Origin of the sequence: Microbacterium sp., from assembly GCF_036566905.1 — a bacterium.
Classification (GTDB): Bacteria; Actinomycetota; Actinomycetes; order Actinomycetales; family Microbacteriaceae; genus Microbacterium.
In genome coordinates, this window is record NZ_DATCVK010000065.1 from 1 (window position 1) to 11517 (window position 11517).

11 protein-coding genes are annotated in these 11517 nt (G+C 70.1%); 3 read left to right on the forward strand and 8 right to left on the reverse strand.

Annotated features, from left to right (window positions below):
- The 3 genes from VIP82_RS05735 to VIP82_RS05745 form a co-directional block, all read right to left on the reverse strand.
- Positions 1–758 (reverse strand): serine dehydratase beta chain (locus VIP82_RS05735; protein ID WP_331906546.1); only part of this gene is annotated, 758 nt, incomplete at its 3' end.
- Positions 758–2212 (reverse strand): DUF3100 domain-containing protein, encoded by a 1455-nt coding sequence (locus tag VIP82_RS05740; protein ID WP_331906548.1) that lies wholly within the window; start codon positions 2210–2212, stop codon positions 758–760. The genes VIP82_RS05740 and VIP82_RS05735, both read right to left, overlap by 1 nt.
- The gene (locus VIP82_RS05745; RefSeq protein WP_331906550.1) at positions 2209–3438 is read right to left on the reverse strand and encodes an amidohydrolase; all 1230 of its coding nucleotides are present in this window, start codon (positions 3436–3438) and stop codon (positions 2209–2211) included. Before VIP82_RS05745 ends, VIP82_RS05740 begins: the two co-directional genes overlap by 4 nt.
- A 142-nt stretch (positions 3439–3580) precedes the next feature.
- Here VIP82_RS05745 and VIP82_RS05750 point away from each other — a divergent pair, with 142 nt between their 5' ends.
- From VIP82_RS05750 to VIP82_RS05760, 3 genes are all read left to right on the forward strand, one after another.
- Entirely contained in the window at positions 3581–4576 is a 996-nt protein-coding gene (locus VIP82_RS05750) for an Lrp/AsnC family transcriptional regulator (RefSeq protein WP_331906552.1), read from the forward strand.
- Positions 4577–4748: 172 nt separating this feature from the next.
- On the forward strand, positions 4749–5963 hold the full coding sequence (locus VIP82_RS05755) for an MFS transporter (protein ID WP_331906554.1): 1215 nt from the start codon (positions 4749–4751) through the stop codon (positions 5961–5963).
- A gap of 137 nt (positions 5964–6100) precedes the next feature.
- Positions 6101–7603: an SPFH domain-containing protein gene (locus tag VIP82_RS05760; protein ID WP_331906556.1), complete on the forward strand. Its 1503-nt coding sequence runs from the start codon at positions 6101–6103 to the stop codon at positions 7601–7603.
- 83 nt (positions 7604–7686) lie between these two features.
- On the opposite strand, the gene VIP82_RS05765 is transcribed toward VIP82_RS05760, so the two are convergent.
- The 5 genes from VIP82_RS05765 to VIP82_RS05785 all read right to left on the reverse strand — a co-directional run.
- Positions 7687–8451: a class I SAM-dependent methyltransferase gene (locus tag VIP82_RS05765; RefSeq protein WP_331906558.1), complete on the reverse strand. Its 765-nt coding sequence runs from the start codon at positions 8449–8451 to the stop codon at positions 7687–7689.
- Between the two features lie 127 nt (positions 8452–8578).
- Positions 8579–9523, reverse strand: coding sequence for a HoxN/HupN/NixA family nickel/cobalt transporter (locus VIP82_RS05770; RefSeq protein ID WP_331906560.1), 945 nt, complete (start codon positions 9521–9523; stop codon positions 8579–8581).
- 43 nt (positions 9524–9566) lie between these two features.
- Entirely contained in the window at positions 9567–10307 is a 741-nt protein-coding gene (locus VIP82_RS05775; protein WP_331906562.1) for an urease accessory protein UreD, read from the reverse strand.
- A gap of 9 nt (positions 10308–10316) precedes the next feature.
- Complete coding sequence (ureG, locus tag VIP82_RS05780) at positions 10317–11102, reverse strand: urease accessory protein UreG (protein WP_331906564.1); 786 nt, start codon at positions 11100–11102, stop codon at positions 10317–10319.
- Positions 11095–11517, reverse strand: a 423-nt coding sequence (locus tag VIP82_RS05785) for an urease accessory protein UreF (protein ID WP_331906566.1), incomplete at its 5' end; no start/stop codon positions are given. The genes ureG and VIP82_RS05785, both read right to left, overlap by 8 nt.

An 11517-nucleotide genomic window follows, 5' to 3' on the forward strand; every position in this document is an offset into this window, starting at 1 on the left:
GCGGCCGCCGCCCGGCGCGGCACGCGCAGGCCGCCCGGCAGCACGCCGTCGGAGTGGAGGCCACGTTCGATGCATGCCCGCATCGCCGTCCAGATCGCGTCGAGTCCGCGCCGGGCTGCGACCGCTCCGTAGACGGAGACCTCGGCCTCCCAGGCGACGTCGGCGATGGTGCGTCCGCGCGAGAGGTCGAGCAGCTCCCGCATGCTCCGGAACGCGGGAGCGCTCGGCCCCTCCGGGTGCGGGTCCGCCGCGGCTGCCGCGGACGGCTCCCCGAGACGCCGGATGAAACCGCCCCCGACCGACAGATACGTCTCCTCCACGACGTCACCCGAGGCGAGCTCGGCGCGCAGCGTGAGGGAGTTCGGGTGCCCGTGCGGACGCTCGCGCGGCGCGAACGTCAGGTCGTCGCGCGTGAACCGCACGCCGCCGAGGTCGAGCGCGCGACCGGCCTCGAGGAGCGTCCATGCGCCGTGCACGAGCGCAGGGTCGACCGTCTCGGGGCGGTGTCCGCTCAGGCCGGCGATGACGGCATCCGGAGTGCCGTGGCCCACACCCGTCGCGGCGAGCGATCCGTCGAGGCGGCAGCCGAACCGGACCGCCGTCGCCAGCAGCCCGCCGTCGGTGAGACGATCGCGGAAGTCCGCGGCTGCACGCATCGGGCCGACGGTGTGAGAACTCGAGGGGCCGATGCCGATCGAGAAGAGATCGAGCGCGGAGGTGTACACCCCGCGCTCGACCTCGAGGGCGGTACCCGTCATCAGCCCCACAGTCCCAGCGCGAACTCGGCGACGACGGCCGAAAGGATGAACGACGCGGCGATGGCGACCGTCCCGACGGGGATGATCTTCCAGCCGATGCTCTTCAGCATCGGAAGGTCCTTGCCGAGGCTCAGCCCCGCGATCGTCAGCATCACCGTGATGAGCGAGAGGAAGTCGATGGTGTCCGAGACCGTCGTGAACCACCCGGCGACCGGCGAGATCGGCGACGTGAGGAACGCGCCCACCGTCATCACGACGATGATGGCCGGAACCTTGCCGCGGGTCACCTTGGCGAGGCCGATTCCCCCAGCGACCAGTGCGCCCATCACGAGGTATGCGATCACCATGTCCCACGAGAAGCCCTTCGCCGCGATCGCGGCGACGACGAGGCCGGCGAAGCCGATGATGAGCAGCGACACCCACAGCGGCACCCGCACGTTCGGCTTCTCGAGCACCGTCTCCGCCACGGTCTTGACCGCCGCGGTCGGCATGGCACCCTTGGCCCTCGCCCGGCGGCCGGGCAGCGCCGCATCCTTGTTCCGGGTGAGCAGCTTGTAGAAGCGGTCGGCGAGGGGCAGCGACACCCAGACCCCGATGTACACGCCGAGCACACCCGTGATGAGGTTCGAGGTGGCGGCGAGCGCGAGCACCTGATCCTGCATGTCGGGGTGGGCCGACACGATGACGGATGCCGCGGCCGCCATCATCGAGCCCGAGCCGACGCCCGCGCCCATGGCGAGGGCGAGCGGGTCGAAGATGCCGAGCGAAGCAGCGAGCGAGGCGATGAGGCTCACGATGACGGCGCCGAAGATCGTGCCGAAGACGTACATCGACAGCACTCCGCGGTACTGCGGCGAGTCGGAGCCGTAGCGCTCGCTGACCATCGCGAACGAGCCCTCGCGGTCGATTGAGAAGGTGGCGCCGACGGTCGCCGGCCCCATGCGCAGCAGCACCGCCAGCGGGAGTGCCAGTGCGATGGTGCCGAACAGGTGGCCGACCTCCTGCAGCAGCAGCGCGGGGCCCGCCTGCAGGAGCAGCGGGATGTTCGGACCGATCGTGAACGACAGCCGCGCGCAGAGGAAGAGCACGGCGACGCCCATGATCACGGTGGCCGCCTGCTGCAGGTCGATCGGCAGCGGCTTGAGGCGCTGCCCCGAGACGAGGGCACCGGCCGTGATGCCCCAGATCATCGGCAGGAGCGTCACCGACGCGATGCCGAGGGGGATCACGATCGGCCCGATCGCCTGCGCACCGGCCGAGATGGCCACGACCAGTGCGATGAGGATCCACAGCCGCGGGCTGCGGAATCCGAGGGCGATGACGGATGCCGTCTTCTGAAGCGGGCTGGGAGACTGCGGTCCTGTCGAGGCGACGTTGCCTTCGTGGGTGGGAGCGGTCATGTCGGGTTCTCCAGGTGGGGAGGCGGCGCCGTCCGCGCGAGCGGGATCGGTCATGCCTCGAGCGTGGTCCGGGTCGCCCCGACGGGGCGCTCGGCGGTGCGGTGGAGCAGGTCGGCGCGCAGGGCGTCGTCCAGGGCGACATCGAGCACCGTCCACGCGAGGATCGTGGCGGCGTCGATGACGGCCTCGTCGGCTGCAGGGGTGGCCGCAGCAGCGGTGAACTCGGGGTTGTGGGCGGGGCCCGTCTGCCCGAGGAAGGCGATGGTGGGGTGGATCGAGGGCACGACCTGCGACACGTTCCCCATGTCGGTGGAGCCGCCGCCCATCTTCGCCACGCCGATCGTGCGGCCGCGCGTCACGAGGTTGCGGTCCCAGAGGGCGCCGAGCGATGCCTCGTGCTTGACCGGCGCGTACGGGTGCTCTGTCGGAGCCCACTCCCAGCGGCATCCCGTCGCGATGGCGGCACCCTCGAAGCACGCGAGCACGCGCGTCTTCATGTCACGCCACACGTCGATGTCGTACGCGCGCAGCTCGACCTGCACGACAGCACGGTCGGGGATGATGTTCGTCGCCTCACCGCCGTGCGAGACGTACGCGTTGAGATTCGTGTCCTTGGGCAGCTGCTGGCGGAGGAAGGCGATGGCGGTCTGGGCGATCGCGGCGGCGGACGCCGCGTTGAGGCCTTGCTCCGGCATGCCCGCGGCGTGCGCGGTCCTGCCGTGGAAGACGACCTCGAACCGGTCGACGGCGGTCGCGCTGAAGGCCGTCGCCGAGATGTCCTCCCCGGTCATGCCGTGCACCATGAGCGAGAAGTCGACGTCTTCCCATGCGCCGGCGAGCAGCATCGCCACCTTGCCGCCGCCGTGCTCTTCCGCAGGCGTGCCGAGCAGCTTGACCCGCAACCCGGCCGCGTCGGCGAGCGGCGCCAGCGCGAGGGCGGCGCCCACTCCCGAGGCGGCGATGACGTTGTGCCCGCAGCCGTGGCCGATGCCGGGAAGGGCGTCGTACTCGGCGCAGATCGCGACGGTGAGCTCGCCGGTGCCGTACACGGCCTCGACGGCGGTGGCGACGCCGTACGCCCCGACTTCGACGTCGAAGCCGGCATCCTCGAGAGCGCGGGCGACGAGGGCAGCGGCCTCGTGCTCCTGCCACGACAGCTCGGGGTTCTCGTGGATCGCGTGGCTGAGGCCGATGAGCTCGTCGCGGCGTGACTCCACCTCGTCGGCGGCATGGCGCTTCAACTCAGTGAGGGTGACGTCGTCGGTCGTGATGAGGCTCACGATGGTCCTTTCGTCGGTGCGATCGATGCGGCAATGGTGCGCCTTGATATGTTTCGAACACGTGAATCTGCAGATTTTCTGCGCACCTGCGCCGCTTTGTGCGTGATAATTGCGTCAACCGCGCCGTCCAGGAGGGCCGCCCGTGCAGGAGATCACCCTCGATCCGATCGATCGACGACTCGTCCACGCACTCCAGATCGAGCCGCGTGCGAGCTGGAACGAGCTGTCCCCCGTCATCGGCGTCGACGCCAGCACGCTCGCACGCCGATGGGCGAGGCTGCGCGAGGAGGGCATCGCGTGGGTCACGGGGCATCCCACGCTCGGGCAGGTGTCGATCATGGAGATCGACTGCGAGCGGGCGAAGATGGATGCCGTCGTCCAGGAGCTGCAGCGCGATCCCGCGGTCTACGTCCTCGACGTCACCTCCGGGTCACGTGATCTCATGGCGATCGTCTTCGCCCCCGACATCGCCGGCCTGTCCGACTATTCACTGCACCGCCTGGGCAGGCTCGATGGCGTCAGATCGGTGCGCACGCACCTCGTCAACGAGACGCTCATCGACGGTGCGAGCTGGCGGCTGCGCGCGCTGGAACCGGCCGAGGCGCAGGGTGTCCGTCCGCCGAGGCCGCCGCGGCCCCGTGCGGCGCAGCGCGTGCCCGACGACCTGCGGGAGGCGATCGAGCGCGAGGTGTGGGCGGACGGCCGCGTCCCGATCGCGACGATCGCCGAGCGCAGCGGGTTCGCGCCGCAGCGTGTGGCGGACGCGCTCGCGACGCTTCGCGCGAGGGGAAGCCTGCGCTTCCGCACCGACATGGCGCGCGCGGCATCCGGCTGGCCCATCTATGCCTGGTACTTCGTCGAGGCCCCGGCACAGGTGCTCGAGGCCGCCCGCACCGCGATCACATCCGTGCCCGAGGTCCGGCTCGCGATCACGGCGGCCAGCCGCTACAACCTCATCCTGGCCGTCTGGCTGCGACGGCTGGCCGACGTCAATCGGTTCGAGCTCGCCCTGGAGAACGCGCTGCACGGCGCTCGCATCGGCGACCGCGCCGTCGTGCTGCGGATCGCGAAGCACATGAACCAGACCGTCGGCGCCGACACCCGCGCGACGGGGTTCGCCGGTCCCGCCACCGCCTAGCGGGGCCGGCTCCGGCCGCGGCGACACCCGTGGACGGCTTCCGCCAGGAGGGATACTGTCGCGGTGTCGGCCGAAGACCCCGTGGAAAAGAGGCGGTGCCGCCATCTCCAGGACCAGTTCCGCGCCATCGCTGCCCACTCCCCGCCGAGTGCAGGGCACGTATTACACGCTGATGCTCGGCAACACGCTCGCGGCGTCGTTCATCTGGGGCATTAACACCCTCTTCCTGCTCGACGCCGGCCTGACGAATCTCGAGGCCTTCTCGGCGAACGCCTTCTTCACCGCCGGGATGCTGATCTTCGAGATCCCGACGGGTGTCGTGGCCGACACCGTCGGACGCCGGGCGTCGTATCTGCTCGGCACCATCACGCTGGCGGTGACGACCGTCATGTACTGGCTGCTGTGGGTCTGGCACTCGCCGTTCTGGGCCTGGGCGATCGTGTCCGTACTGCTCGGACTCGGCTTCACCTTCTTCTCGGGCGCGGTGGATGCCTGGCTCGTCGACGCGTTGAAGGCCACCGGCTATCCGGGGAGTCTCGAGACGGTGTTCGGCCGGGCGCAGATCGTGGGCGGAATCGCGATGCTCTCGGGTTCGGTGCTGGGCGGCGTGCTCGCACAGGCCACGAACCTCGGCGTGCCGTTCCTGGTGAGGGGCGCGATCCTGCTGGTGATGTTCGTGGTCGCCGCCCTGCTGATGCGCGATCTGGGTTTCACGCCCGATCGCAGCGAGAGCCCGCTGCGCGCGACGCGAACCGTGCTCCGGGCATCCGTCCGATACGGCCTGGCTGATCCGCCGGTGCGCTGGCTCATGCTCGCGAGCCCCTTCACCGCGGGTGTGGGCATCTACGTGTTCTACGCCCTGCAGCCGTATCTGCTGGAGCTGTGGGGCGACGAAGAGGCCTACTCGATCGCCGGGCTTGCGGCGGCTCTGCTGTCGGGGGCCTCTATCGTCGGCGGCGCGCTGGCGCCCTGGGCGCGCCGGCTCTTCCACCGCCGGACCTCGGCGATCCTTCTCGCCACGATCTCGAGCGCCGTGGTGCTGATCGGCCTCGGGCTGATCCGCAACTTCTGGGTCGCTCTCGCGCTGGTGGCGCTCTGGGGCATCGCGTCGGCGATCGACGACCCCGTGCACCGCGCCTACCTCAACGACATGATCCCGTCGAAGCAGCGCGCCACGGTGCTCTCCTTCGACTCGCTGATGGGCTCGGCGGGCGGTGTCGTGTTCCAGCCGGTGCTGGGACGAGCAGCGGATGTCGGGGGCTACGGCGCGTCGCTGCTCTGGAGCGGGGTGATCTCGGCGGTCGCGGTGCCGTTCGTGCTGCTGAGCAGGGCGCAGCGCCCGCCGGCCGACACGGCCCGCGAAGTCACCGCGCAGGCGGATGCATAGCGCGTTGAGGCAGCGAGAGCGCTGAAACCGCGCGCCCGCGACCGTGCGGCCGACGCGTGCGGTCGAGTGACATGCCGCTATGCGCATAGATTCGGTGCATGGCCCGCAATCGGCGGGCTCAACCTGGAGAATCCCACATGGATCTGTTCGGCCTCATCGGCATCGCAGTCGCTGCCGGAGTCGTCCTCGTCGTCGTCCTCATCGGCTTCATCCTCTTCCGCGCCTGGTATCAGGTGCCCAAGGCCGACGAGGCCATCGTCATCGTCGGCAAGAAGGCCCGCGACAGCACCGAGGGCGAAGCGAACAAGATGACCGTCATCAGCGGTCGGGGGGCGTTCGTCAACAAGCTGACGCAGCGCTCCGACAAGGTCTCGCTGCGATCGCGGCAGATCAAGTTCGAGCCCACCGCTCAGACCATCAACGGCGTCACGATCGACCTGACCGGCGTCGCCCTCGTGAAGATCGGCTCGACGCCCGACCAGGTCCGCCGCGCCGCGGAGCGCTTCGCGTCGCAGGACGATGCGATCGTCGTCTTCACTACCGAGCAGCTCGAAGGCGCGCTGCGCGGCGTCGTGGCGAAGCTGACGGTCGAGCAGGTCATGCAGGACCGGCAGAAGCTCAGCGACGAGATCGCTCAGGGCATCTCCGGCGATCTGCTCGCGCAGGGTCTGGTGCTCGACTCGTTCGCGATCCAGGGCATCACCGACAAGAACAACTACATCTCGGCGCTCGGCGCCAAGGAGGTGCAGCGCGTCAAGCGCGAAGCGGATGTCGCAGAGATCGACGCCACGCGCGAGGTGAAGAAGCGCCAGCTGGCCGCCGACGAGGCGAACCTGATCGAGCAGACCGCGCTCGACAAGAACACCGCGGCCGCGAAGTCGGAGGTCGGCCGGGCGAACGCCCAGGCCGAGCAGGCCGAGAACCTCGCCCGCGCCGAGGCCGAGCAGGGTGTTCTGCTGCAGGAGGCCAACAACACCCAGGCGCGACTGGATGCCGAGGTCAAGAAGGTCGCCGACGCCGACAAGTACAGGCAGCAGACCCTTGCTGATGCCGAGGCGTACCAGCAGCAGATCGCGGCCGACGCGGAAGCCTACAAGCGGGAGAAGAACGCCGAAGCCGACCGCAGGGTCGCCCAGGAGCGCTCCGATGCCGAGGCGTACGCGGTGAAGGCGCAGGCCGAGGCACGTGAGGCCTCTGCCTCCGCCGAGGCCGCAGCCGTCCGGATGAAGGCCGAGGCGGAGGCCGCTGCGGTTCGCGTGCAGGCGGAAGCCGAAGCAGAGGCGATCCGCCTTCGCGGCAACGCCGTCGCTGAGGCGGTCGCCGCCGAGGCGGCTGCGCTGCGCGAGAACCAGGACGCGATCCTCGCGAAGGAGATCATCGGTCAGCTGCCGCAGCTGATGGCGGAGTTCGCCAAGGGCTACGAGAAGATCGGCACCATCACGCTGATCGGCGGCGACAGCGCGGCGACCCACCTGGCCCGTGAGCAGTCGGCGAGCCTCACAGCGACGTTCGAGAGCGTCAAGGCGGCCACCGGATTGGACCTCGGGGCGGTCGTGCAGGGCCGGTCCTTCGGTCGCGGCGTCGCAGAGGGAACCCACGTGACCACCACGGCGGTCGATCCGGAGCCCGTCTCCGGCTGATCCCCGTCACACGTCAGCGCCCGTCTGCGATGCAGGCGGGCGCTGTCGTTCGGTCCGCCTCGGCACCCGTCCGAGACGGAAGGTCAGCCCCGGGCGATGTAGACGAACTCCGCACCGGGGCGGTCGGCGGCGTCGCGGACGTCGACGACGGCGAAGCCGGCGTCGGCAAGGCTTGCGCGGTTCTCGGCGTCGGTGCGGAAACGAAGGGTCGAGTCCGACTCGAGGACATCGCCGTCCGGGAACCGGTAGGAGTGCCGGAACGAGACGAGCGGAAGATCGACGGAGAGCATCTCGCGCCGGTGATGCACGGCGCCGATGCCCGGCACCTGCATCGTCGACTCGTCCGGGTCCTCGGACCATCGCTCCCAGGCGCGGTCGGACGTCCGGCGCGTCTCGAAGACGAGGTGGCCGCCCGGATTCAAGCGGGCGCGCACCTGCTGCAACGCGTCGGCCCACGATCGATCAGTGAGGAAGACCTGCGCGACGTTCCCGGTCATCACGGCGAGGTCGACCGGGCTCGCAGGCGCAGAGTCCACCCCACCGTGCTGCCACGTCACCCGGTCGGCGTGAGTCTTGGTGCGGGCGATCGCCAGCGATGCCGCTGCCGGATCGACTGCGGTGACGGCAAGCCCCTGGGAGGCGGCGAGCACCGCGAACGATCCGGTGCCGCAGCCGATGTCGAGGATGCTCCGCGCCCGCAACTCTGTCGCGATGTCGAGGTACGAGGCGAGGTCGTTCCGAGGCCCGTCGAACACGTCATAGAGCTGCGCGAGTCGGGGATCCGCGAAGATCGCATCGGCGGCGGGTGTCTCGACCATCGACAGTTCCGAATCGTCACGTGCACGCATGCGAACGAGCGTATTCGCCCGGGCGGCTCACCCCACGACGCTCCCGGACTTCTTGGTCTGGGAGCCGACGCGCCCGCTGTCACCGGGCGGCGACGTTGAGTTCCACCGCCCCCCCCGCCAGACCGCGTCAATCCGTCGTCGTTCGAGTCCGTCGCATGGTCACCAGCACAGCCGCCCAGGTGATGAGGAGCACGCCCGTGAGCACGAACCCGAGGTTGTCGATGCCTATCGATGCCACCCAAGGGAGTGGACCTCCGACGCCGAGATTCGCAACGAGGACGTCCGCCAGCTGGACGATCGCGATCAGCACCGCCGCCATCACCGATATCCCGGTCATCGCGAGCGCGTACACCTCACCAAGGTGGCGCCGACCGGGCTGCCAGCTGTATGCGCGGCGCATCACTGCGCCTTGGGTGGTGTCGAAGGCGCTCATTCCGGCGGCGAACAGAATCGGCAGGGTGAGCGCTGCCCACCAGGGCAGGGCTCCGAGACTGGCGGCACCCGCGAGCGCGAGCAGCCCGACCTCCGTCGCGGTGTCGAAGCCGAGACCGAACAGCAGTCCGACCACGTACATGCGGGACGGCCGATCCACCGCTCGCTCGACGGGCCCGAGCATCCGCAGCACCGGACCGCCTGCGTGCCCGTGGCGGTGGCGCAGGGAGGCGATGTTGATGGCCGCGATGATGAGGAGGAAGACGCCCGAGACGGTGGGGCCGATGATGCCGGTCCAGGTGCGAAGGGCGGAGGAGTCATCGGCGAGGGATGTGCCGATCGCCGTGATCCCGAGTGCCAGCAGGATGCAGAGCACGACGACGATCGTCGAGTGGCCGAGTGAGAACCAGAATCCGACGGTGCTGGCCGGCTTTCCGCGTTCAGCGAGGCGACGGGTGGTGTTGTCGATCGCGGCGATGTGGTCGGCGTCGAACGCGTGGCGCACCCCCAAGGCGTACGCCGTGAGCCCGACCCCGAGAGTGACGAGCGTGCCCCCGCTGCCGCCGAGCGGGATGCCGGCGGGCATCACCAGGAGGACGAGGACTCCCCAGCCGACCACATGCAGGAGGGCGATCAGCAAGATGACGCCGATCGTGCTCCGACGGATGCGTGTGGGGGTCTGATCATCGCGCAGTGCTATCAATGCGAGTCCTTTCCGGCTCAGGCGTGAAGGGGCGCTCCTGCGCGTTGGAGACCCAGGAATCCCACACGCGGTCCAGGGGTGACCCGTGCGTGTGGTCGGAGAGATGACGCGCCATGGATCCCGGCCGATCGAACTCGAGGTCGCCCGCACGCGTAGGTGGGCGGAATCCGACGGCGATCACGGCATCGATGACCCGGTTGCTGCCGAGCACTCCGGGCTCGGGCGCACCGCCGACTGCCTCGAGCCGTTCCATCAGGATCGGCCCGCCGCTATCCGAGACGGCGAGAACGGAGGCCAGTCGCCCGCCGTCTTCCCCGTGCCTGCCGAGCACGAGCGTCTCGCGGATCACCGCCCGCGCGCCGGGCTCAAGGGTGATGCAGGTGCGGCGTTCGGCGTCCGCCCCGTCGGTGACGACGAAAGGCAGACCGTGCCACAGCAGCGTTCCGCCGGCTCCGATCCCGACGTTCAGAATCCACGACGAACGCGCGCCGCGATAGGCGACGGTGCCCCCGACGTCCTCGATCTCGACCGTGCACCCCGGTCCGACATCGATCTCCATGTGCACGTGGTCACCGCCGAGCAGCACCATGCCGGCTGCGGCGACCGCTATGTGCGCCCGTGTCCGATCGCGCGAGATGAGGCGCGGTGCGAGCGCGCCTACTGCGAGCTCCACGTGCGCCCGCGGCTCACCCGCGGCGACCGCAATGCGCGTCGAGGTCACCCGTTCGTCTCAGCCCCGCACGGCCTGCGTGCGGGAATGGTCGTGGACAGGGGTGGCGCCGGCGGCGTCGTCGTCGTCGTGGGAGTGGACGAACCCGCCGTCGGGATGCTCCTCATCGGCGTGGAAATGCGGCGCCATCGGGCCGGGGTCCTGCGGGATGTGGGTTCCCCCGCGGTGGCTCGCGAGCATCGTGAGCACCCAGGCGCGCAGCGCCGCGACCGAGGCGGCGTCGTGCCGCGACAGCGCCAGCACAGCGCGGCCGTCGCGTGCCGCTTCGGCATCCGTCACCATCTGCGCGACGTCGACGCCGACGTACGGCGCCAGGTCGGTCTTGTTGACGACGAGGAGGTCGGCGCGACCGATGCCCGGGCCGCCCTTCCGAGCGACATCGCCTCCGCCGGCGACGTCCAGGACGAAGATCTGCGCGTCCACCAGAGCAGGCGAGAACGTCGCCGTGAGGTTGTCGCCGCCCGACTCGATGAGCACGACGTCGAGGGGCGCGAAATCGCGCTCGAGGTCTTCGGCGGCCAGAAGGTTGGTGGTGATGTCGTCGCGGATCGCGGTGTGCGGGCACGCACCGGTCTCGACGGCGCGGATGCGCTCGGGGTCGAGCACGCCGGCGGAGCGGAGGAACCGGGCGTCCTCATCGGTGTAGATGTCGTTCGTGATGACGCCGAGACGCAGTTCGGTCGCAAGAGCACGGCACACCGTGGCGATGAGCGACGATTTGCCGGTGCCGACAGGGCCGGCGACGCCGAGCCGGAGAGCGCGAGTGGCGGGTGGTGAGTCAGGCACGGAAGAGTCTCCTGTTCGTGAGGGCGTGGACCTCTGTCCACGCTTCGGCTTCGGGGGCGCTCGCCGCAGGGATCGCCTCGGGTGAGTCGAGCGCCGCGAGCTGCGAGATGAGGGGATCGACCGCCGCGCACGCGTCGATCACGAGCCGCACGCCGTCGACCGGGTCGCCGGGTTCGAGCTTGAGGAGAGCGGCGACGCCGCCGGCCATGTCGTCGTACACGGCGACGCGCACGAGGGTCTCGGCGTCGAGCCCCGCGTGGGCCGCGATCGCACCGAGGACGATCGGGCGAGGGGGCGTCGCCGGGTGCTCTGCGGTCAGTGCGCCGATCGCCGGCGACTGCGGCCACAGGCGCTGCGCGAGTCGCAGCAGCCCACGGCCGAGGTCCATCGAGGCGGTCCGCGCCGCACGGCTCGG

What these genes read in the sequence shown, in the direction of transcription:
- VIP82_RS05760 (WP_331906556.1), top strand. Translation starts at nt 6,101, where the DNA reads ATGGATCTGTTCGGCCTCATCGGCATCGCAGTCGCTGCCGGAGTCGTC.
- VIP82_RS05740 (WP_331906548.1), bottom strand. Translation starts at nt 2,212, where the DNA reads ATGACCGATCCCGCTCGCGCGGACGGCGCCGCCTCCCCACCTGGAGAA.
- VIP82_RS05755 (WP_331906554.1), top strand. Translation starts at nt 4,749, where the DNA reads ATGCTCGGCAACACGCTCGCGGCGTCGTTCATCTGGGGCATTAACACC.
- VIP82_RS05765 (WP_331906558.1), bottom strand. Translation starts at nt 8,451, where the DNA reads ATGCGTGCACGTGACGATTCGGAACTGTCGATGGTCGAGACACCCGCC.